Genomic DNA, 24,699 nt, shown 5'->3' on the forward strand with positions numbered 1-24,699 from the left:
TATTATGCACTCTTAGTAATGATACAGAATTCAGAATAACACCATAACAATACTACCTAATAAACCATCAATCCACGACAAATAAAACATACAGAGTAAAATATCACTATTCTGAATTAATCATTCATTTTAATGATACATGCTCTTTCAGATAATTTTCCACCCATTTAGCGACCCGACAAGTGTCTTTATAAGCCCCTAACATCAGTTCAGAACCACGGCTACTCAACCATTTCCGCCCAACGATAAATAACCCAGGATAAGGAGTTTTCCCACCTTCCGCATGACCATTTTTACAAACGAATCCATTAGCATCCGCAGCACCGGGAAGCGTTAACCATGCCGTATCATCTTTATACCCCAAACACCAGATAACCGTATCCACCTCATATTGATTGCCGGACGAATCACATAATTTATTGTCTTTTATATCAACTAGCCTATTCGCTATTTTTATACCCCAAGCAGCTAGTCGATGGTTTTTCAGGTCACCACAAGGGATAGGATTACGCCGCCGCATAATTTTCCCGACTAAACTGTAATAATTGGCAAATAACAGACCGCTTTTACTTAACCACCAAAATATATCTTTGCCCAATATTCTATTAGGTAAGAGAGGACGGGAGGAACCGCAAAATAATGTCACCTTCGCAGTTGCTGCCAAATCTTTAGCAATCTGACGACCACTCGCACCATCACCAACGACAGCAACTCGGCTGCCCGTTTTAATTTGCTTAGGTTCCCGGTATTGATCTGCTGCAATTTGTTGTATATCTGTAGAAAACCGTTCAGCAAGCGCCGGAATATCAACTAATTGATTAGCCCCTGTTGCATTAACCAAACAATGCGCATGAAATACTTTCCCATCTTTTGTTTTAACACGATAGCCATCTGTATCATGCTTCACCTCAATCACTTCGGTTTGAGTATGTATCGCAAGGTTATGATGTGAAGCATAGCGCTCAAGGTAATCAGCGACTTCATTTTTATCTGGATAACCTTCTTTAATTCCAGGAAACGGTAAGCCATGAAGTTGAGTCATACCGCGTGAAGTGAATAATAGCATATTATCTGGGCGCCTGCGCCACACATCACCAATACGTGCCTCCCGCTCTAATATGCAGACATTAATATTCTTAGCCGCAAGGATAGCAGCTAAACTTAACCCGGCTTGACCGGCACCCACAATTAAGCAATCCATTTTCATCATGCGTACTCGTTTTTTAATTTGGCATTTATTTATATTTTATTTCTATCATTATCCCAATCTTAGGACAATGAAAAAATTTACAAAAAGAACATTCAATAGATCAAAAAACAACGAACTTCACAAAAATATAAAAGACAATTAAAAAATTTACTTGAATTAACTGGTCATATTCGCACTAAAGTGAATATTTTGAATAAACCAGCTATTTTTAGCATAATTTTAACAATATTGACAAATCCATATAATGATCAAAGCAATAATATAGCCAATTTATTCAATAAAAATAAATTATTAATGACTATCCTTTTTGCCTACGTAACTTATGCTTTATCGCTATAACTTATAATAAGCAAAGATTAATTTATCTACTCTTTACCCTACCGGAGATGAAAAAATGGAAAATATCAAAAATATATATGACGGTATAAAATCTCGTGGCGGAAATCCGTTGAAGTGGTTAATAGCCGATGTTGACCTTCTCTATAAGCTGTCTAAAGAAGAGCAACAAGAATTAAAAACCTGTTTGCTTAAGGACGCTTTTAATTTCCATTATCATAATAACCCTTACTATAAAGATATTTGTGAAAAACAAGGTATTAAACCAGAAGATATCCAGAATTATAATGACTTAGTTCGCATCCCACTAATACCCGTTGCAACTTATAAATCAGCCGAAAGTCACCGTTTATTAAGCAAGCCATTATCTGAAATCGAACATGAAATGCGCTCAACGGGTACCAGTGGAATTCCTAGCGTTTATCGTCGTTGCCACGATACGATGGATCATACAGTATTGGCTGTCTATTCCAATTATCGCAGTATGTTCAAAGTATCTGGCGGTGCCGGCCTATGCTTATGCCCGTCAACAGAAGATATTCCAGAAATGGCACTGGTCAAAATCTTTAATTTCCTGACAGGTTTGTTAGATACCCGACGCTATATGATTAATCAGGACCGCTTTTCTCCAGAAGATGCACTGAATCAATTAATCCAGTGGAAAGGTAAGTTCACTCGTCATTTAATTGGCCCTCCATTCATGATCCATCGTTTTATCACGTTCCTAAAAGAGAATAATACCAAGCTCACTTTAGATCGCGATAGCATGGTAATCACCATGGGCGGCTGGAAACGTTTTACCGGGGATATGATCTCCCGCGGCGAATTAAATGCAGATATCGAAGAATGGATGGGCATTCCAGTTTCCCGGATACGTGATATGTATGGTCTGGTTGAAGCAAACGTTCTTGCCATCGAAGATGAATATAACCATAAGCATGTTCCGCCTTATATTCATTTCTCCGTCCGTGATCCTAATGATTTAACACGTGAGCTACCTGAGGGTGAAACCGGGCAATTAGTGATCCTAGATCCACTCTCTGTTTCCACTCCCGGCATGTTACTGACAGAAGATTTGGTCTACTTGCGCACCGATCCTAATAAATCCTGGCGTAATTCTCAGCGAGTTCAGTTTGTTATGCGTACCGCTGCTGCTAAAGAGTTTGGTTGCTGTGCAGTCAACCTTGAGAGAAAAATGTCAGACGATGAAGGTACTTCAGCTACACCCGCTGTATAAATAGCAAGGTGGAATTATGTTTAACAACATCATTATTGACAACTTTTGCAATCCTGACTGCCAAGGGACGTTATCCGCCCCCACCATTAAACTGGCATTAGGTAACCCTGTATGCGGTGACAAGGTTGATATCGACCTGACACTGGATAACCAAGGGCGGGTAAATAATGCCTGTTTTCGTGCATGGGGATGTACCGCCTCCCTGGCAATGTCTAACCAATTTTGTCGTCATGCTAAAGGTAAGACTCTCGAAGAATTGAATGCATTATCGCCTGAGGGAATAGATGCATTATTAGGCGAGTTAGAACCCGCACAGCAACACTGCCTTGATATGCTGCATAAGCTATTTGAGCAGCTAAAGGGAAAAATATGACAAGTCTATATTTCGACTACAACGCCACAACACCGCTAAGTGTTAAAGCGCAGTTGGCGATTAAAGACGCAATGTCTATTTTTGCTAATCCGTCTAGCCACTACAGCTTAAGCGGCACGGCGAAAAAGTTGCTCACTGACGCTAGAAGATCGATGGCTGCATTGATGGGCACAGTCCCTGAGCAAATCCTATTTACATCAGGGGGAACCGAAAGTAATAACCAAGCCTTATCCAGCTTGTTAGCAACACTTTCCGATTCGGATCTGTCTGCTCATCATGTTATTAGCTCTTCCATTGAGCATCCGTCTGTTCTGGCACCGTTACTCTGGTATCAGCAACGCGGGCTCCAGCTAACGCTGATCAATCCCGATAATCAAGGACGGATCAGTGTACAAAGTATCCAGGAAAACCTACGGCCACAAACACGTCTGATCACATTGATGGCGATTAACAACGAAACCGGCGTGATCCAGCCCTATGAAGCGGTCGCCTCTTTAGCAAAAGAGGCCGGTGTTTATCTACATATCGATGCAGTACAGGCTATTGGTAAGCTTCCTTTTAGCTGTGACACACTTTCCGGCGTAACGACCGTATCTTTCTCCGGCCATAAGTTTAACGGCCCGAAAGGTATTGGCGGGCTCTACCATGCACCAGGCATTCAATTAAATCCCTTGCTACATGGTGGAGGGCAAGAACAAGGAGTACGCAGCGGCACTGAGAACACCTTAGGACTTGCTGGACTGGCAGCAGCAGCTAAAGAATCACTGAACGGCTTGCAAGGACGCTTCAATACTTACAAAACGCTCAGAACAACCTTGCTATCTCTGTTAGATCAATATCATGTTAACTACCTAATTAATGGTAATACCAATCCAGCGTTTCAGGCACCTTGGACTCTCAATTTAAGTTTCCCTGGTATTCGTGCTGAATCGCTAGCCAGCAGGCTAGATTTACGTTACGGCATCTCTTTATCCTTAGGATCAGCCTGTAGCAATAACAAATCAACACAACGTTCTCATGTTCTGGCTGCTATGAGGCTCCCCGATGATCGTATTGATAGTGCGGTACGCATCAGTTTCGGATATACCACAAGCCAAGATGATATTGAGATATTGGCTAGCGCTATCAAACAAGAAACATATAACTTACTTAAAATTTCAGGGAAATCTTTAATCACCCAGGAATAATAGCAAAACGATATTTAAAAAACGGTGTGGCAGGAATAACGCATTTATTAATTGGTACCTACACCCTATAGATTTCAAGATGCATCACGACGGCAAGGGAGCGAATCCCCGGGAGCACAGCTAACTATGTGACCGGGGTGAGCGAGTGCAGCCAACAAAGAGGCAACTTGAAGGATAACGGGTATATATTCCTGCACCTAAGCTCCACCAATATTTTTCAAATTTTTAGGGGACATTAATATGAAACTATTTGAATTACTTCAATCTCAAATTACTGAATTAACTGATATCGAACCAGAAGATATTACTCTTGACACCCTGCTTGATGATATTCATCTGGTGAGTCTGGATTTTGTTTCTATTCAGGTTGCTTTAAAAAGAGAAATGGGAATTCAACTGAATTTCGATAAGTTCCAACGAGATAACACGACGACAATCGGTGATTTCGTCAATTATGTCAGTGAATTAACAAAATAATCATCACCAATGCACTTGGATGTTAGCTGTCTATGACGATATCACAATGCAGCTAACATTCATTTTTATGATGCTTTTATCTGCCAATCCTATTATTTGGTTGTATTAAAAATAAAGCATGTCACCAGGAAATAAATTTTGGAGATAATGTTTCATGAATATTCAAACAGGCTATCACCGCGTTGCCGTCACAGGCTATGGTTCTATCTGTTCACTTGGGCAAAATACCCAAGAAATTTGGGACGCAATTCTAAACTATCGTGTAGGCTACAAAAAGGAAGACCACCCAGACGTTTCTGTCGTAGCAAAGTTTTTCGGCAATATCCCTTTTTCTCCTGATGTATCTCGGTTTTCCAAAAAGTTATTAAAGAACCTGCCCAAATTCAGCAAACTTGGGCTGATTGCTGCGGATGAAGCAATCAAGATGGCATTTGGTCACGATAAAGCCGCTCTTGACGAAAATTATTCTCCTTTTGAATGCGGCGTCATTTTTGGCACTGGCTGGGGTGGAGAAGATGCAACCGTTGAAAACAGCCATTCCTATGCTGATCAAGGCATTGCTTCACCTATGACCAATATTATGTCTATGCACAGCGTAGGGACAGCGGCAATTTCAATGAACTGGAATTTACGGGGATATCAAAATACCCCGGTTGCAGCTTGTGCAACTGGCAGTATGGCGATAGGTGATGCGTTTGAACTTATCCGTAGTGGACGCACTAAAATGATGCTAGCAGGGGGCGGTGAAAGCATCAGAGATCCATTCATTGTCTGGAGTATCGACATTCTTGGAGCATTGAGTAAAGAACAGGAATCTGTCGAAAAGGCCTGCTGCCCATTCAGTAAAGATCGTAGTGGTTTTGTTATGTCGGAAGGTGCCGCAATATTATGCCTTGAAGACTATGACAGCGCTGTTGCCAGGGGAGCCAAAATACTGGCGGAAGTGATTGGCTATGGCAATAACTCTGATGCGTCAGATATGACAGCCCCGGCACCAGATTGCAAAGGACGGGTCATGGCGATTCAGATGGCGCTGGAACAGGCCAAGCTCTCCACCTCAGATATTCACTATATTAATGCTCATGGGACATCAACCCCATTAAACGACATTAACGAAACCGATGTTCTAAAAATAAGCCTGGGCGAGCACGCTTATCGTATCCCTATTTCCAGTACAAAATCCTATACAGGCCATCTTATTGCCGGAGCCGGAGCAATTGAATCCATTTTCTGTCTCAAAGCGATAGAGACAGCAACAATTCCCGCAACGATGCACTTGAATAACCCTGATCCGCTATGCGATCTGGATTATGTCCCCAATACCCACCGAACTCACCAAGTTGTTGACACTGCTTTAAATGTTAACTACGGATTCGGTGGCACAAACTGTGCACTTATTTTCAGGAAAGCCGACAGATGAACGTTCAATTTCGTAAAGAAGATCTCAGTCAATGGGCTAAATTCTCTGGCGACTACAATCCTATCCATTTTGATGAAAAAATCGCTAGAGAAGTCGGGTTGGGTGGTATTGCAGTACACGGCATGCTGGCAATGATCCCGCTCAAAAGCGGATACGATTATCTGTCACAACCAAATGGGGAAATGGGCAGACAGTGGCACGTTAATTTACGCAATCCCGTACCTCTGGATGCCTGCTATTGCGTCAAAACTAAGCACACTGACCGAAATGGGAAAACGACCTTTAATCTGCAAGACGAAACAACCAACCTGAAACCTCTAGTTGGTCACTATAGTTGTTTCGATTTTTCACAAAAAACTAGCTTTCCCGAAAAACCACGTTGCCAAGTTCCCATACAAGAGACAATAAAAAAATCCATCGAATTTAAACATACCTTTCCGGAAGTCAATGAATTCTGGATCTTTCTTGATGCTCTGATGTTTTATCTTTTTATGCAGCAAAGTGCCAAAACTGCACTAGCAACAGAATTTAAAACCTATTTTGGCAAACAAGAACATGATGAAACATGCCTCAAAGATCTCATTGTTTTGCATGTTATGCACACTGTGAGTTTCTCTCCAGCGCTGCTTAATCGCCAAATCCCAGATGAAATGCCAAATATCGAATATACGATCCTACCAAAAGATACATTCGACGTTGATGGTTCGTTATACGGTACGTTGGAAATCCCGATCTGGCTGAATGGCAAAATCTCTTTAGTTGTTGAGATGAGTCTGATGGGAACAACAAAAAGAAAGCAGATTGCCAACTAAGATTTAATGAATGCGGTATTGGCAGACGGATGGCAAAAATTTAGAGGAATAACTTAATGAGTATCAGCACCCCTTGGGTTTTTATTTCAGGAGGATCACGTGGTATTGGCAAAGGCATAGTAAAAATGCTGGCTGCTCAGAACTATCACGTGGTTTTTACCTATAAATCAAGCACAAATGAAGCTCAAACATTATGTCAGGAAATTGAACAGCAAGGTTATCGCTGTGAGGGCTATCAATGTGATGTCTCAAACGCCGAAGAAGTCAAAACATTGTCAACAGAGCTTATCTCACGATATGGCTCTCCCTATGCCATCATCAATAACGCCGGAATTACACAAGATGCATTACTGATAAATATGAAAGAAGAAGAGTGGCACAATGTCATTTCTACCAATCTTTCTTCTGTTTATTTAGTTAATCACGCTTTTCTCCCTGAAATGATTACTGCGGGAGAAGGCTGCATTATCCACATAAGCTCAGTCACTGCGTTTAAAGCCAACTCAGGGCAAGTTAACTACGCTGCAACCAAAGCCGCTATGATCGGTATTACCCGCTCGTTAGCGGTTGAAGTTGGCCGATTTAATGTTCGAGTCAATACCGTTGCGCCTGGCTTGATTGATACTGAAATGTTGGATCATATCCCTGCATCACACAGGAAAAAACTGTTATCTACCATTCCATTGGGCCGTTTAGGTTCAGTGGAAGATATTGCTCTGGCAATCAATTTCCTGCTCAGCCCCGGAGGACGCTACATCACCGGGCAAACATTCGTTATTGATGGAGGAATGACTGCCTGAGTCAGTTAAATAATTAACATCAATGGCTTCGTATCCCTATTATGTGATTATTTGTACCCAGATAAATGTTCTGGGTACTGACACAAAATACTGTTAATCATTACCAGATAGACAATCCAGCCTCTCTGATAAATGTTAATAACGATAATAAACAATTTTAATATTAAATCATGCTTTTGGCGTTAAGTGCTAAATATTAGCAATTTTCATTTTATCAGATGAGAAGGGCTTGACCTTGTAGTCGACTCCAAGGTGTTTAATCAAATATAAGCACATTAATTAAGACGAATTTATTTTTAATCACTGTGATGGGAGAGAACACATGGACGGAGAAATACAATCACCTCCGCTTAATGAGAAAAAGTCAAAACGTAAGTTAACACTGATCCTCGCAACTCTCTTATTTATTTTTGCCGGGTTAGGTTACTTCGCCTATTGGCTTATTTCATTACGTCATTATCAAGCAACTGATGATGCTTACGTTGTTGGTAATCAGGTACAAGTAATGGCCCAGATCACCGGCAGCGTAACCGCTATTTATGCTGATAATACCGACTTCGTTCAGCAAGGCGATATTTTGCTACGTTTAGACTCTATTGATGCGGAACATGCTTTTGAGCGAGCGAAAAATATATTGGCTAATAATGTCAGACAAACTCACCAAACCATTATTGATAATGAAAAACTATTGGCTAATATTGCGCTCAAACAAACGGCATTACAACAGGCTCAAGATGATTTAAAACGTCGTGAACATCTGGGACTCACAGGTGCTATCGCCAAAGAAAATCTGATTCATTCCCGCAATAGCGTGCAAATGGCAAAATCTGAGCTAAATGTTGCCCGACAACAATATTATGCTAACAAAGCACTAGTTATAGACACCCCATTAAATCAACAACCTGCCATTAAACTGGCCGCTTCCCAACTCCGCGATGCATGGTTAACCTTACAGCGCACCCAGATTGTAGCGCCGGTAACAGGATACGTTTCACGCCGCAGTGTTCAAGTAGGCTCACAAATAAAAAGTGGCGCTCCATTGATGGTTATCGTACCCGCTAATCAACTTTGGGTCGAAGCTAACTTTAAAGAAGTTCAACTCGCCAATGTCCGTATTGGTCAACCCGTAACACTGATTAGCGATTTCTATGGCAATGATGTCATTTATAAAGGTCAGATCGTTGGTCTTGATATGGGAACTGGCAGTGCATTTTCTTTATTACCAGCACAAAATGCCACCGGTAACTGGATCAAAGTGGTTCAACGTTTACCTGTCCGGGTTGAACTAGAAGCACAACAACTTATCGATCATCCTTTACGCATCGGTTTATCCATGCACGCCACGGTTGATACCCGAAATCGGGATGGTCTGGTGCTTGCCGACACGCCTCGTAATGGCATTGTTTATGAAACCAACGTCTTAACTTACAACACCGGAGAAATTGATCAGCTAATTAACGAAATCATTCAAGTTAATACCAGTCAAAATAAGTGAGGTTAACATGCTAAAAGAGCCATTATCAGGAGCCAAACTTGGCTGGCTAACCCTGGCTTTAGCATTAGCCGCTTTTTTACAAATATTGGATCTGACTATTGCTAACGTTGCAATATCAACAATTGCTGGAGATCTGGGTTCATCAGTATCACAAGGTACTTGGGTAATTACTTCATTTGCTGTTGCTAACGCGATCTCTATCCCATTAACTGGCTGGTTAGCAAAACGGTTCGGGGAAGTCCGGGTTTTCTTAATTTCAATGATCTTGTTTGTGATCACTTCCTGGTTATGTGGTATTGCTAATAGCTTGGAAATGTTGATCATTTCCCGCGTTCTACAAGGTATCTCAGCCGGGCCAATTATGCCCCTTTCGCAAAGTTTGCTACTCAACAACTATCCTCCGCTAAAACGCAATATGGCATTGGCACTGTGGTCAATGACTATCGTTATCGCTCCGGTTTGTGGTCCGATACTCGGCGGTTGGATCAGCGACAATTACCATTGGGGATGGATCTTTCTCATCAATGTTCCAGTTGGCTTTGTTGCCATTGCTATCACCTGGATGCTGTTAAAAGACCGGGAAACTGAAACAACAGCTAGGTCAATTGATATCGTAGGACTAATTTTATTGGTCATCGGTGTTGGTTGTTTTCAGCTATTGCTTGATAGAGGAAAAGAGCTTGATTGGTTCAACTCAACAGAAATTATTGCATTAGCCATTATCTCAGTTATTGCCATAACTTTCCTGATCATCTGGGAATTCACCGATGATGATCCGATCATTGATTTATCACTATTTAAATCACGTAATTTTACTATCGGTACTTTATGTATCAGTTTGGCTTTCCTACTCCATATAGGCACTCTGGTTTTGCAGCCTCAACTATTGCAAATGGTATTTGGTTATACAGCCACTTGGGCAGGATTGGTAATGGCTCCATTAGGAATAGTGCCGATAATGCTCGTTCCACTCATTGGTCGTTTTAGTTCAAAAATTGATATGCGTTATTTGGTTATGTTTAGCTTTATCATTTTTGCACTCTGTTTCTTTTGGAGAACGAATACCTTTGAGCTATCAATGGACTTTGCCACCGCTGCCTGGCCACAATTTATTCAGGGCTTTGCTATCGCCTGTTTAATTATGCCACTAACAGCCATTATATTATCTGACGTTGAACCCGCTAAAATTGCCTCTGCCGGTAGCTTGTTCAACTTTTTACGCACGCTGGCAACATCCGTAGGTACTTCAATTACCACCACCATGTGGTCCCGTCGCGAAGCTGTCCACCACGTTCAGTTAACTGAATCGATAACTCCCCATAATCCTATTGCCCAACAAGCCTATGAAAAAATGGAACAACTAGGGATGTCACACACCCAAGTCAGTCACTCTCTGGCACGTGAAATCACTAATCAGGGATTGATTATTGCTGCTAACGAGATTTATTGGCTATTTGGCTTTATTTTTCTGATCTTGCTGATCTTTATCTGGTTGGCAAAACCCACTGTTGGAGAAAAGAAATAGCACAATAATCAAAGAATTTATTATAGAGCTCTTTCCAGTGGAACCTAGGCGAATATTAAATCTTATCAAAATAGCACCTTATCCAGGCGCTATTTTGTCGTTTTATAGAACATGTTTTTTCATTACCAAGACACCGATCAACCTCCGGCTGCTTCAGACGCCTGGCACATTAAAAAGAATTTAAACGCGGGGGTATCCGTCTCATCGTGATACGCATAGCCTAATGCATCAAGATGACGCTTAAAACGCACTTCCGCTCCTGACAATTCAAATGCCGCTAATACCCGGCCATAATCTGTACCATAATTGCGATAATGGAATAACGTAATATTCCAGTGAGTTCCCAAAGTTTGTAGGAACTTGAGCAAAGCCCCTGGCGATTCAGGAAATTCAAAACTAAACAAGCGCTCTTTCAATGGCTTAGATGGACGACCGCCGATCATATAACGAACATGTAATTTTGCCATTTCATCATCTGAAAGATCAGCAACCTGATATCCTGCGGTACATAATTCCTCGATAATTTCCCGCCGTTCTACCTCACCACGACTCAGGCGAACACCAACGAAAAGACAAGCCTGATCAGGATCCGCATTCGTATAACGATAATTAAACTCTGTTACCACCCGATCGCCCAATTTCTGGCAAAAACTCAGGAAACCCCCTTTCTGTTCAGGAATAGTCACTGCCAGCAATGCTTCCCGCTGCTCGCCCAATTCACAACGCTCAGAGACATAGCGTAACCCGTGGAAGCTCACGTTAGCGCCAGAAAGAATATGTGCCAGTCGTTCACCTTTAAGCTGATGCTGCTGAACATACTTTTTCAATCCAGCTAGCGCCAATGCACCGGATGGCTCAGCAATCGCACGTACATCTTCAAACAGATCTTTTACCGCCGCACAAATAGCATCACTGTCTACCGTGATAACATCATCCACATATTGCTGACACAAACGAAATGTTTCATCACCGATACGCTTAACAGCAACACCCTCAGCAAATAAGCCAACTCGTGGTAAATCTACCGGATGTCCAGCTTCCATTGCCGCTTTCAGGCAAGCTGAATCTTCCGCTTCCACCCCAATGATTTTAATTTCTGGCATCAGTTGCTTAATCAACACTGCCACTCCAGCAATCAAGCCACCACCACCAACAGGTACAAAGATGCGATCCAAGCGCACATCCTGTTGCAAAAGTTCCATCGCCAGTGTTGCCTGACCTGCGATTACAGCGGGATGATCAAACGGAGGAATAAAGGTATAGCCCTCCTGTTGTGCCATTTCTATTGCTTTAGCTTTAGCCTCATCAAAATTAGCACCATACAACAGAGCCTTACCACCGAAACTACGGACTGCATCGACTTTAATATCCGCGGTAGTAACCGGCATAACAATCAGAGATTTTATTCCCAAACGATTGGCAGAAAGTGCAACCCCCTGAGCATGGTTACCGGCTGACGCAGTAATCACTCCCCGGTTTTTTTGTTCCTCAGTCAAACCTGCAATCATGGCATACGCACCACGGAGCTTGAAACTGTGAACAGGTTGCCGATCTTCCCGCTTTACCAAAATAGTATTTCCTAAGCGGGCAGAAATTTTCTCCATTTCCTGCAAGGGCGTCACCTGAGCAACTTCATAAACCGGCGTACTTAATGCCGCTTTCAAATACTCCGCACCATTTGGTGCGGAAGTTAAGGGAAGAAATGCAGCCATGCGATTATCCCCCTAACTTAGATTTATCACGGACAGCCCCTTTATCCGCACTGGTCGCCAATGAAGCATAAGCTCTCAGGGCAAACGATACCTGACGTTCACGAGCTTTCGGTGTCCACGATTTATCACCGCGGGCAAATTCCACTTCTTTACGGGTAGCAAGTACCCTTTCATCTACATCAAGTCGAATTTTCCGCCGTGGAATATCAATATCAATAATATCGCCATCTTGAACCAAACCGATTAGCCCACCATTAGCCGCTTCCGGAGAAACATGACCGATCGACAAACCCGAGGTACCACCAGAAAAACGCCCATCGGTAATCAATGCACAACTTTTCCCTAACCCCATGGATTTTAGATAAGTCGTCGGATACAACATTTCCTGCATGCCAGGCCCACCTTTTGGCCCTTCATAACGAATGACCACTACATCACCAGCAACGACTTTTCCACCCAAGATCGCATCAACCGCATCTTCCTGACTTTCGTAAACTTTGGCTGGCCCACGGAACGTCAGACTGCCCTCATCAACCCCGGCGGTTTTTACAATACAACCATCTATAGCCAAATTACCAAATAGAACAGCAAGACCACCATCCCGACTATAGGCATGTTCAATGTCGCGAATACACCCTTCCACACGGTCAGTATCCAACGAAGGCCAGCGACAATCTTGTGAAAATGCCTGAGTAGTACGGATACCCGCAGGGCCTGCCGAATACATCTCCTTCACTGACTCATCTACCATCTGCATCACATCGTACTGATTAAGCGTTTGTAACAAATCCAGACCCAAAACATTTTTAACCTGACGATTCAGCAAACCCGCTCTATCCAGCTCACCTAAAATACCGATCACACCACCAGCACGATGAACATCTTCCATATGGTATTTTTGTGTACTTGGTGCAACTTTACATAGATGAGGGATCTGACGAGACAAACGATCAATATCCGCCATAGTGAAATCAACCTCCCCTTCCTGCGCCGCAGCCAGTAAGTGAAGCACAGTATTTGTTGAACCACCCATTGCAATATCCAACATCATTGCATTTTCAAATGCGGCTTTCGTTGCAATACTACGCGGCAGAGCACTGTCATCATTTTGTTCATAATAACGCTTAGTCAACTCAACAATGCGTTTGCCTGCATTCAGAAACAGCACCTTACGATCTGCATGAGTAGCCAGTAATGAGCCATTCCCCGGTTGAGACAAACCCAGTGCTTCTGTAAGACAATTCATAGAGTTAGCAGTAAACATGCCTGAGCAGGAACCGCAAGTTGGGCAAGCTGAGCGCTCAATCTGATTGCTATCCTCATCACTGACTTTCGGGTTCGCGCCTTGGATCATTGCATCGATCAGATCCAATTTAATAATCTGATCTGACAATTTAGTTTTACCCGCCTCCATAGGACCACCGGAAACAAAAATCACCGGAATGTTCAGACGTAGTGCTGCCATCAGCATTCCTGGTGTAATTTTGTCACAATTGGAAATACACACCATAGCGTCCGCACAATGTGCATTCACCATATATTCAACAGAATCAGCGATCAATTCACGTGACGGCAGAGAATAGAGCATACCACCATGCCCCATTGCGATACCGTCATCCACCGCTATAGTATTGAACTCTTTTGCAACACCGCCTGATGCTTCAATCTGTTCCGCAACCAGTTTACCTAAGTCCCGCAAATGAACATGCCCTGGAACAAACTGAGTAAATGAGTTAACTACTGCAATAATCGGTTTACCGAAATCTGCATCGGTCATCCCTGTCGCGCGCCATAAAGCGCGAGCTCCTGCCATATTGCGGCCATGAGTCGTAGTGGCAGAACGGTACTTAGGCATTATCTTCACTCCCGTATTATCAAAACAGGCGGGGAACGAACCGCCCGTTAAATTATTTATAGTTCTATTAAGGATTGACTGGATCTAACCAGCCCCATTTATCATCTGTCGTGCCATCAAACAAGCCAAAGAAAGCTTGTTGAATTTTTTTGGTAATAGGTCCACATCTACCGATACCAACCTGAATATCATCAACACTGCGAACGGGTGTGATTTCAGCCGCTGTGCCAGACATAAAAACTTCATCAGCCAAGTACAGTGATTCGCGCGACAATACCTGCTCACGCACTTCCAGCCCTAAATCTTTCGCCAGTTTGATAATGGCATCACGAGTAATTCCTGGTAATGCAGCGGAGGTAAATGGTGGGGTAAATAATATGCCATCTTTTACTTCAAATAGATTTTCACCCGCACCCTCAGAGATATAACCAGAAACATCCAGTGCAATACCTTCCTGATACCCACGACGACGAGCTTCACTACCCACTAAAAGCGAAGACAGGTAGTTGCCACCAGCTTTAGCCGCAGTTGGCATTGTGTTTGGTGCCGCACGATTCCATGAAGAAACCATCGCATCAATTCCTTGATCTAATGCGCCTTCTCCCAAATAAGCTCCCCACGGAAAGGCGGCAATAATGACATCAGTTTTATAACCGGCAGGTGGATTAACCCCCATGCCAACATCACCGATAAAGACCAATGGACGTATATAAGCACTGACTAAATTATTTTTACGAAGAGTTGCCCGACACGCCTCCATTAATTCATCGACACTCTGGTTCAACGGCATACGATAAATCTTTGCAGAATCATGTAAACGCTGCATATGCTCACGATGGCGGAAAACCACTGGCCCTTTATGAGAGTCATAGCAGCGAATTCCCTCAAAAACAGATGTACCGTAATGTAAAGCATGGGACATTACGTGAACTTTAGCATCTGCCCAAGGAACCATCTCACCATTGAACCAAATGTAATCGGATTGCTTCGTCATTCTCTTATTCCTTTATTTCTACGTTATGCACGTATGAGTTGTGATTTTTGTTGCAGGATCTTGACGCCAGCGACATCCACTAATTTAGTCAGTTGTGAAGACAACAAATTAACCGGTTTTTGGCTGGCAACAATTAATTCGATATTAACATTATCGCCATCCATTGTTTGATCCATATTCATGGAACATATCTGAAATCCACGATGACGCGTTACCCGTAAGATACGCTCTAATATTTCAGGACGGAAACGAGCATGGATTGCAAGTTGATGCTGCATCATAATGATTTCTCCAACATAGTTTCATTACTTGCACCGGGAGGAACTAACGGCCAAACGTTCTCTAATTCCTCAATAGATACCTGTAATAAATAAGGGCCCTTACTGCTGAATAATGCATTCAGCGCTTCATCAATCTGTGATTTATCTGTGATATGTTGCCCAGGAATACCAAAAGCTTTCGCTAATGTGACAAAATCGGGGTTATCTGTTAATGTCGTTTCACTATATCGCTTATCAAAAAACAGCTCCTGCCATTGCCGCACCATTCCCAATCGCTGGTTATCCAACAATAAAATTTTTACTGGTAATTGCTTGCGTTTAATTGTCCCCAATTCTTGAACATTCATCATGAAAGAGCCATCTCCAGATACACAAATCACCATATCTTCCGGTCGAGCAATCTGAGCACCAATTGCAGCAGGGATACCAAATCCCATTGAGCCCAATCCACTAGATGTAATGAAATTTTCAGGCCCATCAAAAGTCATATGCTGAGCTGTCCACATTTGATGCTGTCCAACATCGGTAGTAATAACCGTATTAAATGTTTTACGATCTGAAACCTGCTTCAATAACCAAGGCGCATAGATACTCTCTCCCTGATGGTCATAACACCAAGGATATTCAGCTTTCAGATACTTAACTTCCTGTTGCCAGGGCATAATTGACAATGGCTGTTGCAAACGGGGCAATAATACCTTCACATCCCCCAGTAACGACACATGAGCCTGACGTAATTTACCCAACTCTGCCGGATCGATATCCAGATGAATGATTTTTGCACACGGAGCAAAAGTATTGAGTTTGCCAGTCACACGATCATCAAAACGAGCACCTACAGCAATCAACAAATCACATGACTGAACGGCAAGATTGGCCGCTTTCGAACCATGCATCCCAAGCATTCCCAGATAACATGGATGTTCTGAATCGGCAGCCCCCAAGCCTTTCAACGTAGAAGCAACCGGCATACCTGTTTCCACAACAAAATCTCGCAGAATAGAAACTGCTTGAGACATCCCTACTCCACCACCGACATACAGCACTGGCTTTGCCGCAGCCGCAATCATTTTCCGGGCTTGTTCTAATTCACTTTCCGAGCAGGGCTCCTTTTGTTCAACGGGTACCAAATGTGGTACCAAATTCCCCTCTTTCAACTGAATATCTTTAGGAATATCAATCAAAACTGGGCCAGGTCGACCACTAGTGGCAATAGAAAAGGCTTCCGCCATAATTCGAGGTAAATCTTCCAGTGAGTCCACTAAGAAACTGTGTTTGGTACAAGCAAGGGAGAGGCCTAAAACATCGACTTCTTGGAAGGCATCAGTTCCAATCAATTCAGAACCAACCTGACCAGTGATAGCAACAATAGGAACAGAATCTAACAATGCATCGGCTAATCCAGTGATTAAGTTTGTTGCTCCCGGTCCCGATGTAGCGATACAAACTCCCGGCTTACCACTGGCTCTCGCATAACCGATCGCAGCCATAGCTGCCCCCTGTTCATGCCGACAAAGCAAATGCTCCACACCACCATCGTACAAAGCATCATAAACCGGCATGATCGTACCACCAGGGTAGCCAAAAACCTTATCAACCCCTTGCGTTCGTAATGCCTTTACAACCCACTGCGCCCCGTTCATTTTTCATATCCCCTGTGTTTACCCTGTGAGACAAGATTTTGTTCTGTTGTATGTTTCCGTCTCTACCGGATTTTGCTTGTCGAAAAAAAACCCCCGCGCCTTTCGGTGCGGGGGTCTTCGAGAGATCTGGCTGTTATTCTAAGCCTTTCTTCGTCCAAGTGCAGCCCCGCACGGTGGGATAATAATCACCACCACGCTGACAATAATTAGGCTAATCACTAGGACAAATGTGTTCATAATCTTGGTCGTTTAATTCGTTTGTTTAATCTATATTTAAGAGTTATCACGTTCTTCATAGCTTGACAACATTTATTTTGTTTTATTACTCGATATAAAAAAATACTATTTATTTTCAATTAAATACTTGTTATATGGATTATTTATCCAGTAAATAGACCGATTTAAGTGATAAAAACTAACTGATTAGATATAAACAAAACAACACATTAATAGATAACATAAAAAACAAATCATCCGACTATAATCAAAAATAAAGAGCTTGTTATTAATCACTTGGGTAACAAAAACTTCTCATTAAAAATAAAGCATGATGATATAACATACTAAATTCATCCACTGTAAAAATATATATAAATTTGAATTTAAATTAAATTCAACAAATGAAAAATCAATCTTAAAACATAACTAAAATAATAAAAAAACCTCAAAATAAGAATATAAAGATAATAGATACAATGATTTAAACATTAAAATAATAAAAATTAAACCATTTAAATCAATAAAATAAAAATCATTTGATTTAAATTACAAAATAAAATTTTTATAGTTGCTTCGAAAAATATTTATTAGAGCTGCTTCGCAAAAAAATAATAGAAAACTATTTATTATCTAATTTCAGTCCATCATATACGCTTTCTTACTAAGGAGAATAGGATGGCCCTCGCTGTTATTTATACCCGAGCGACTATAGGTATTCACGCCCCTATTGTTACCGTTGAAGCGCATATTAGTAATGGTTTACCTGGATTAACCCTAGTTGGTTTGCCTGAAACAGCCGTAAAAGAAGCAAGAGATCGTGTCAGAAGCGCGTTGATCAACAGCGGGTTTACCTATCCGCCTAAAAGAATCACCGTCAATCTTGCACCCGCAGATCTTCCCAAAGAAGGTGGCCGTTATGATTTGCCAATCGCTATCGCTATTTTAGCCGCTTCAGAACAAATACCTACCAATAAACTAAGTCATTACGAATTTCTTGGTGAACTCGCTCTATCCGGGGGTTTACGGAAAGTTAACGGCGCAATTCCAGCCGCACTCAGCGCAGGAGAAGCAGGAAGACAACTTATTCTACCAACAGAAAACGCAATGGAGCTGGCAATTTTATCTCAGAATGAAACGTTAATGACAGAACATCTCTTGCATATCTGTCACTTTCTTCAGGGAGAACAACAACTGCTGACAGCACCAATCCAACATGAATCCTTAACAGAACCATCACAACCGGATCTGCAGGATATTATTGGCCAGGAACAAGCAAAACGCGCCCTAGAAATCACAGCCGCAGGCGGACATAATCTTTTGCTACTTGGCCCACCAGGGACAGGAAAAACAATGTTGGCAAGCCGGCTATGTAGTCTATTACCACCATTAACAAACAAAGAGGCCCTTGAGATTGCCGCTATCAATAGCTTGATGGATACCTACCTTCCACCTGAACAATGGCATACACGCCCATTTAGAGCGCCTCATCACAGTTCTTCAATGGCAGCTCTAGTCGGCGGCGGAGGACTTCCAAAACCTGGTGAAATTTCACTTGCTCACAACGGCGTGCTATTTCTAGATGAACTACCTGAATTTGAACGCAGAGTCCTTGATGCTCTCAGAGAACCGCTGGAATCAGGGGAAATAATTATCTCCCGAGCCAGAGCAAAAGTTTGTTTTCCTGCCCAAGTTCAATTGATAGCAGCAATGAATCCTAGCCCTACAGGCTATCATCAGGGCATTAAAAATCGAAGTAGTCCTCAGCAAATACTTCGATACCTAGCGAAACTTTCTGGTCCTTTCTTGGATCGTTTTGATCTCTCAATTGAAGTTCCCCTGTTACCCATTGGAACATTGAGTAGCCCTGTTAGACCAAGCGAAAGCAGCAAAGATGTAAGATTAAGAGTACTAGCAGCACGAGAAATACAACTAAAACGTTGTGGAAAAATTAATGCTCATCTGAATAGTAAAGAGACAGAGACATTTTGTAAGCTCAAACCTGACGATGCTGTATTTCTAGAACAAACTCTAATAAAACTAGGGCTTTCAATCCGAGCATGGCACCGAATTCTGAAAACATCCCGGACACTTGCCGACTTAGAAGAAAAAAAAGAGATAGAAAAACCACATATCATGGAAGCCTTAAGCTATCGCAGTATGGACAGATTATTAATACAATTACAAAAACAATCAGGTTAGCAATGAAAAAGGGGCAAAGCCCCTAATATTCATAACTTGTGATAATATTAATCATCGGTGTCGGTATAGTCATCAGAAGCATCGATCTGGGGCTTACCGCCTGAAAGAGTATGAAAACGCTTTGGACGACTAATCTTTGCAAGATATTTGGTCCATACTTTTTCTTCTATTGTCACAGGCTGCCGCTCACCCCGGCAAACAGCAACAAACAGCTCTTCTACTTCTGTTTGAGGCTCGCGTTTACCAAGATCTAACTCATTGAACGCATAACCATGGCGCTCTAGCAATTGCGCCTCTTTAATGGTGAAATCGCCATGGCGGGAGAACCCGCGAGGATAATTTTTGTTATCAAAAAAACGATTAGTCGTGATGAAGCTTTCGGCCATCTGACACACTCCTAATTCTGGTACTGTTACTATCATGCCAATTATGGCGCGGAGTATTAGATAGGCCTAGCGTTCTGTAAAACAAAAAATTTAAATCTTAACGATAAATATTATTGGAGATATATGTGGACACTGAATTACTGAAAACCTTCTTGGAAGTCAGTAAAACTCGTCACTTTGGGAGGGCAGCCGAATCACTGTACCTGACGCAATCAGCAGTTAGCTTTCGCATACGCCAACTAGAAAATCAATTAGGTACTCATCTTTTCACTCGCCACCGCAATAACATCCGTCTTACAGCAGCAGGAGAGCGCCTTATTCCCTATGCAGAATCACTGATGAGCACCTGGCTATTGGCTAAAAAAGAGATAATGCATGCTTCTCAACATATTGAATTAACAATTGGTGCCACTGCATCACTATGGGAAGCATATTTAACTTCCTGGTTACAAGGCTTCTATAAAAAACATCAGGAATTAAGATTGGAATCCCGGGTTTCTACACGGCAATCCCTTGTTAAACAGCTTCATTCACGTGAGTTAGATCTGTTGATCACTACCGAACCCCCCAAAATGGATGAGTTCCAAAGCCTATTATTAGGAAATATTTGCTTGAAGTTATTAACAACAGAAGAAAATCTGAAATACCAAATTAGAAATTACATCAAGCTAGAATGGGGAGCTGATTTCCATCATCAAGAACAACGGATTTTAAAAAGTGAGCAGTTACCTACCATCACAACCACTTCAGCACATATAGCCCGCCAACTACTCAATAGCGTAAGAGGAGCCGCCTTCTTACCAATACACTGGCAAAATGAATATCCAGAGCTGGTCTCCTATCCAAATACTGAACTAATTGAACGCCCATTATATGCCATATGGCTACAAAAGAATGATCAGCAAGCATTCATTCAACAGCTATTAAAAATACCTATCATACATACTCCTACAAGAGGTTAAGAAGCATCCATGTAAATCATTTAATTAGCAAATATATGTTCTGCAAAATTTATGGATAGCAATACTATACGAAAACAGGAATGAAAATAGTAAAGGAGAAAGAAATTTCAGATCGAGCATAAGGTGGGATTACTTTTACTATCTTCCCACATATAGCTACTATTTACTAAGTAATCCTTACGTATAGTATAACCTGAATCAGACGTAGTGTTCCCACCTTATCGTTTTAGGTATCCTTTCCTTCAAACCGAGCTTTTCTTAAGAAGAAAATTTTCACAATCAAAATATTAGCTAAGATCCATTCGTACATATCCTCTAGACACTTAGTTCAGAAGGACTTTAACTAACCCGAATTCTGGATAAGAAATTGACGAGAAGCCTGTTCCAGGAGCAAAGTTTTGGTGCACACCAAAAACAGCTCCGAGGTGGAACAGGCTATGAATAAGTTAGTTAAAATTTTCTGTGATGTCGATGATTTTTGCCGTTTTTTCATCTCTCAATCGGAACAATTTTATCTCGATAGCGGGCATCGTTTACGCCGCCGACAAGGTCACATGTATCCCAGTGAAATCATGACCATTTTGATCCTTTTTCATCTGTCACATTACCGTGATTTTAAAAATTTTTATCTAGAACATATTTGGAAATATCACCACAACGATTTTCCCACCTTGCTCAGCTATCCTCGTTTTGTCAGTGTGGCCCCTTCCTTTTTGGTGCCACTATGCAGTTATCTGACTCAATTAAAAGGGAAACCCACAGGCATTGCTTTAATTGATTCCACCAGTTTGCGGGTTTGTCATAACATCCGTATTCCCCGTCATAAGGTTTTTGAGGGGATAGCAAAACGAGGAAAAACCTCAATGGGGTGGTTTTACGGTTTCAAATTACATTTGGTTGTTAACCATCAGGGCGAAATTCTGGCGCTTAAAGTTACCGCCGATAATGTGGATGATCGGGAACCTGTTCGCGAATTAACAACAGAATTAACGGGTACTCTTTACGCCGACAAGAGGTATCTCAGTCAGGAGCTCGCTGACGATTTAGCCAAAATCGGTGTCACTTTCATCACAAAAAAGCGCCGAAACATGAAAGCGTGTATGCAAGCTGAGTGGGATAAAGTAATGTTATCAAAGCGTTTTATCATCGAAAGTGTACCGCAGGCATACAAACTTGCTGCATAAGGAATAAGCGTAAGATTGTGGCATAAGCTCAGGAAGAGATGGTGGCAGGTCCACCGAAGTCTGCTGTCGGAAGCTGGCTTCATCCCCCCTCAAGCGGCTGCCATAAAGAGCGCTGGTCGTGAGCGTTGAAGTTAAAGCGCGAACAATAGTTCGGCAGGAGGGTACAAAGAGACGAGTAAAACCGAACCTATGTGGACACGTCGTAAAGAAGAGATTTGACATCAAAACCGGGGCGTTTCTATCTTCCGGAATAAATCTGCGAGTGGATCCCGAATGCTACGCAGGTGGTGTCCGGCGTAGAGTAGGCGTGACTTTGTATCGGGCTCTTTCTAGGAACCGCGGGAACCCGTCATCACGATGTCAAGGGAGAAATGCAATTCACTAAATTGACAAGTGATGAGAGTACCGATGAATGATACGGGGCGGAGTGACTCGTAGTAGTGAGGAAATATTTGTAATGAATGTGGAGCGAAGGGGTCACGTCAAGCAGCCTTGCCCGGTATCCAACTGTCAGACAGGAGGAGATGCTGGGGTTAAGGCAAAACCGTTTGTCATTGATAAAAGGGATGTGCACCGTGCCGGATTATTGGTCAAAGCCAATCAGAGTGTGGCGGGAGTGGACGGTCGAACCATTGCGGATTTTGAATCAAACCTAAAAGGGAATCTATATAACCTGTGGAACCGCTTATCATCGCGGCAGCTATTATCCGCCCCCGGTAAAAGGTGTCACTATTCCCAAGAAATCAGGTGGTGAACGCCTGCTGGGTATTCCCACTGTTGTGGATCGTGTAATAGAGCATTCGCGCCACCGAAGTATAAAAGGATTTATGTTGACCGTTTTAGGCGGTTTGATTGCTTACTGCCTTAAATGGAAGAAACCATCACTGAAAGTTTTCTACTCAGAAGACGATTTTTCAGTGACGATTTAAACAGAATTCGGGTTAATTAGTATGAAAATTGCCAAAAAGTCTAAAAAGTTATCTATAAGAATTCACTTTGACAATAGATAATTAACCTCAGCTTCGTTTAAAAATAGCGATATCACAATCCCGTAAATTCAAGCTCGGTTTTTTAGGTTGGAATGTATAAGCAATTAAGCCAGCGACGATTTCCAATAAAAAACCGAGCTGACTGCGGTGTCTTGAATGCGCTATCTGAGAAATATTTTTGAGCTGATCCAGACCGGGTGAGTAGGCCGCGGGAACTGCCCCCGCAGCCTCTCGCAGAACGGTACGTGAGCCTCTCGACTCATACCGCTCCCATCAAGCAAACACGCCTGTCATTCCTGCTCGCCAATGGGCAAACAACCCCTTATGCTCCTTTGCAATCCTTTGAAGAAGTTTTGAGGCTTGGGTTTTGTGTCTGCTCAGTGCCTTGAACTTTCGTCTAACCCAGCGCACCAGCGCTTTGTTGAGTTGCCTGAAAACCTTATACAGTTCCGATCGACAAAATTGACCATAATAGTTCAACCAGCCATTTATCATGGGGTTTAGCCAGTTTGCCATCTGTATCAGGTTCAGTTCTGTCCGCATTCGGATCTTCAACTTACGGATTTTGAATCTCATGGCTTTTTGGGCCGCTTTGCTGACTGCCGGTGTAAAACTCACAAACAAACTGTTTCTTTTACGATTCTTGACCAACCTTGGTCTGAAGGTATATCCCAGAAAATCAAAACTGGTCTGTTCATATTTTCCCTTTCGTTCAACGTCCTTACAATAAGCAATCCGGGTTTTGTCCGGATGCAGTAACAGTCCACATTCCCTGAAACGTTGTTCCAGCATTTGCCAGATTTCTCTGGCAGTGAACCAGTCCATCATCTGCATAGCGACACCACTTCATCCGGGGATAATATTTCTGCATCCACTTGTCGAAAACGTAGTGCAGAAATAAATTTGCCAGTATCGGACTAATCAGCCGCCTTGCGGTGTCCCTTTCTCTCGGAATAACACTTCACCATGACATTCCATCGGTGCCGTTAACCAGCGTTCGATGTACAGGCAGATCCACGGGCTGTTTGTGTGTTTCCTCACCGCTTTCATAAGTAAATCATGTGGAATATGGTCAAACAAGCCCTTAATATCGAACTCCAATACCCAATCCTGCTGCCAGCATCGCTGCCTTGTGACTCGGATGGCATCAATCGCCGATTTATTCGGGCGGTAGCCATAAGAATCCGGCAGAAAATGAGGTTCAACAAGCGGTTCGAAATGAAGCCTGACCACCATTTGCGCCACGCGATCCGCTACCGTAGGAATACCCAGTAGGCGTTCACCTCCCGACTTCTTGGGAATAGCGACACCTTTCACCGGAGGTGGATAATAACTACCTGATGACAGGCGGTTCCAGAGTTTATACAAATTCCCTTTTAGGTTTGATTCAAAATCCGCGAGGG

22 protein-coding genes and 3 pseudogenes are annotated in these 24,699 nt (G+C 42.4%); 14 read left to right on the forward strand and 11 right to left on the reverse strand.

Annotation, left to right across the window (positions count from 1 at the left end; all coding sequences use genetic code 11):
* Window positions 1-124: 124 nt before the first annotated feature.
* Window positions 125-1,243 carry a flavin-containing monooxygenase gene (locus CKY02_RS04405; RefSeq protein ID WP_338047380.1) on the reverse strand — a complete coding sequence of 373 codons (1,119 nt, stop codon included), beginning with the start codon at window positions 1,241-1,243 and terminating at the stop codon, window positions 125-127.
* Between the two features lie 361 nt (window positions 1,244-1,604).
* Here CKY02_RS04405 and CKY02_RS04410 point away from each other — a divergent pair, with 361 nt between their 5' ends.
* The 9 genes from CKY02_RS04410 to CKY02_RS04450 all read left to right on the forward strand — a co-directional run bounded on the left by CKY02_RS04410 (window position 1,605) and on the right by CKY02_RS04450 (window position 10,872).
* Window positions 1,605-2,783, forward strand: coding sequence for a LuxE/PaaK family acyltransferase (locus CKY02_RS04410; RefSeq protein WP_112894366.1), 1,179 nt, complete (start codon window positions 1,605-1,607; stop codon window positions 2,781-2,783).
* A gap of 16 nt (window positions 2,784-2,799) precedes the next feature.
* On the forward strand, window positions 2,800-3,156 hold the full coding sequence (locus tag CKY02_RS04415) for an iron-sulfur cluster assembly scaffold protein (protein WP_011148743.1): 357 nt from the start codon (window positions 2,800-2,802) through the stop codon (window positions 3,154-3,156).
* Complete coding sequence (locus tag CKY02_RS04420) at window positions 3,153-4,343, forward strand: cysteine desulfurase family protein (RefSeq protein ID WP_112894367.1); 1,191 nt, start codon at window positions 3,153-3,155, stop codon at window positions 4,341-4,343. The genes CKY02_RS04415 and CKY02_RS04420 overlap by 4 nt, the downstream gene beginning before the upstream one ends.
* A gap of 240 nt (window positions 4,344-4,583) precedes the next feature.
* Window positions 4,584-4,820, forward strand: coding sequence for an acyl carrier protein (locus CKY02_RS04425; RefSeq protein ID WP_112877319.1), 237 nt, complete (start codon window positions 4,584-4,586; stop codon window positions 4,818-4,820).
* A gap of 154 nt (window positions 4,821-4,974) precedes the next feature.
* Window positions 4,975-6,240 (forward strand): beta-ketoacyl-[acyl-carrier-protein] synthase family protein, encoded by a 1,266-nt coding sequence (locus CKY02_RS04430; protein WP_112894368.1) that lies wholly within the window; start codon window positions 4,975-4,977, stop codon window positions 6,238-6,240.
* A complete protein-coding gene (locus CKY02_RS04435; protein WP_112894369.1) occupies window positions 6,237-7,052 on the forward strand; it encodes a MaoC/PaaZ C-terminal domain-containing protein in 816 nt (271 codons plus the stop codon). Before CKY02_RS04430 ends, CKY02_RS04435 begins: the two co-directional genes overlap by 4 nt.
* Before the next feature lie 56 nt (window positions 7,053-7,108).
* Window positions 7,109-7,852, forward strand: a complete 744-nt coding sequence (fabG, locus tag CKY02_RS04440) for a 3-oxoacyl-ACP reductase FabG (protein WP_112877325.1) — start codon at window positions 7,109-7,111, stop codon at window positions 7,850-7,852.
* Between the two features lie 322 nt (window positions 7,853-8,174).
* The gene (gene emrA / locus CKY02_RS04445; RefSeq protein ID WP_112894370.1) at window positions 8,175-9,347 is read left to right on the forward strand and encodes a multidrug efflux MFS transporter periplasmic adaptor subunit EmrA; all 1,173 of its coding nucleotides are present in this window, start codon (window positions 8,175-8,177) and stop codon (window positions 9,345-9,347) included.
* A 7-nt stretch (window positions 9,348-9,354) separates the two neighbouring features.
* Entirely contained in the window at window positions 9,355-10,872 is a 1,518-nt protein-coding gene (locus CKY02_RS04450; protein ID WP_112894371.1) for a DHA2 family efflux MFS transporter permease subunit, read from the forward strand.
* A gap of 137 nt (window positions 10,873-11,009) precedes the next feature.
* Here the strand turns inward: CKY02_RS04450 and ilvA are convergent, their stop codons facing one another.
* From ilvA to ilvL, 6 genes are all read right to left on the reverse strand, one after another.
* On the reverse strand, window positions 11,010-12,584 hold the full coding sequence (gene ilvA, locus CKY02_RS04455; protein WP_112894372.1) for a threonine ammonia-lyase, biosynthetic: 1,575 nt from the start codon (window positions 12,582-12,584) through the stop codon (window positions 11,010-11,012).
* Window positions 12,585-12,588: 4 nt separating this feature from the next.
* Window positions 12,589-14,439 (reverse strand): dihydroxy-acid dehydratase, encoded by a 1,851-nt coding sequence (gene ilvD / locus CKY02_RS04460; RefSeq protein ID WP_112894373.1) that lies wholly within the window; start codon window positions 14,437-14,439, stop codon window positions 12,589-12,591.
* Between the two features lie 67 nt (window positions 14,440-14,506).
* Window positions 14,507-15,433: a branched-chain amino acid transaminase gene (locus CKY02_RS04465; protein ID WP_011148753.1), complete on the reverse strand. Its 927-nt coding sequence runs from the start codon at window positions 15,431-15,433 to the stop codon at window positions 14,507-14,509.
* Window positions 15,434-15,456: 23 nt separating this feature from the next.
* A complete protein-coding gene (gene ilvM, locus CKY02_RS04470; RefSeq protein ID WP_011148754.1) occupies window positions 15,457-15,714 on the reverse strand; it encodes an acetolactate synthase 2 small subunit in 258 nt (85 codons plus the stop codon).
* Window positions 15,711-17,357, reverse strand: a complete 1,647-nt coding sequence (ilvG, locus tag CKY02_RS04475) for an acetolactate synthase 2 catalytic subunit (RefSeq protein WP_112894374.1) — start codon at window positions 17,355-17,357, stop codon at window positions 15,711-15,713. The genes ilvM and ilvG overlap by 4 nt, the downstream gene beginning before the upstream one ends.
* A gap of 138 nt (window positions 17,358-17,495) precedes the next feature.
* Window positions 17,496-17,594 (reverse strand): ilv operon leader peptide, encoded by a 99-nt coding sequence (ilvL, locus tag CKY02_RS04480; protein ID WP_071647081.1) that lies wholly within the window; start codon window positions 17,592-17,594, stop codon window positions 17,496-17,498.
* A gap of 657 nt (window positions 17,595-18,251) precedes the next feature.
* Here ilvL and CKY02_RS04485 point away from each other — a divergent pair.
* Window positions 18,252-19,775, forward strand: a complete 1,524-nt coding sequence (locus CKY02_RS04485; RefSeq protein ID WP_112877335.1) for a YifB family Mg chelatase-like AAA ATPase — start codon at window positions 18,252-18,254, stop codon at window positions 19,773-19,775.
* A gap of 47 nt (window positions 19,776-19,822) precedes the next feature.
* Here CKY02_RS04485 and CKY02_RS04490 read toward each other — a convergent pair whose 3' ends face one another.
* Complete coding sequence (locus CKY02_RS04490; RefSeq protein ID WP_112877337.1) at window positions 19,823-20,161, reverse strand: MaoP family protein; 339 nt, start codon at window positions 20,159-20,161, stop codon at window positions 19,823-19,825.
* Between the two features lie 125 nt (window positions 20,162-20,286).
* Here CKY02_RS04490 and hdfR point away from each other — a divergent pair, with 125 nt between their 5' ends.
* From hdfR to CKY02_RS26605, 4 genes and pseudogenes are all read left to right on the forward strand, one after another.
* Window positions 20,287-21,123, forward strand: coding sequence for an HTH-type transcriptional regulator HdfR (gene hdfR, locus CKY02_RS04495; RefSeq protein WP_112894375.1), 837 nt, complete (start codon window positions 20,287-20,289; stop codon window positions 21,121-21,123).
* 437 nt (window positions 21,124-21,560) lie between these two features.
* Window positions 21,561-22,280, forward strand: a pseudogene (locus tag CKY02_RS04500) (IS982 family transposase); the annotation flags it as partial.
* A 439-nt stretch (window positions 22,281-22,719) separates the two neighbouring features.
* Entirely contained in the window at window positions 22,720-23,061 is a 342-nt protein-coding gene (locus CKY02_RS25290) for a hypothetical protein (protein WP_205068462.1), read from the forward strand.
* Window positions 23,062-23,098: 37 nt separating this feature from the next.
* Window positions 23,099-23,236 (forward strand): annotated as a pseudogene (locus CKY02_RS26605) (IS982 family transposase); the annotation flags it as partial.
* Between the two features lie 87 nt (window positions 23,237-23,323).
* Here CKY02_RS26605 and CKY02_RS25510 read toward each other — a convergent pair.
* From CKY02_RS25510 to CKY02_RS25520, 3 genes and pseudogenes are all read right to left on the reverse strand, one after another.
* A pseudogene (locus tag CKY02_RS25510) lies at window positions 23,324-23,485 on the reverse strand (IS982 family transposase); the annotation flags it as partial.
* Window positions 23,486-23,569: 84 nt separating this feature from the next.
* The gene (locus tag CKY02_RS25515; RefSeq protein WP_240001989.1) at window positions 23,570-24,124 is read right to left on the reverse strand and encodes a group II intron maturase-specific domain-containing protein; all 555 of its coding nucleotides are present in this window, start codon (window positions 24,122-24,124) and stop codon (window positions 23,570-23,572) included.
* A 93-nt stretch (window positions 24,125-24,217) separates the two neighbouring features.
* A partial coding sequence (locus CKY02_RS25520; RefSeq protein ID WP_275658199.1) for a reverse transcriptase domain-containing protein occupies window positions 24,218-24,699 on the reverse strand: 482 nt, incomplete at its 5' end.

Source organism: Photorhabdus bodei, from assembly GCF_003287735.1.
GTDB classification, from domain to species: Bacteria; Pseudomonadota; Gammaproteobacteria; order Enterobacterales; family Enterobacteriaceae; genus Photorhabdus; species Photorhabdus kayaii.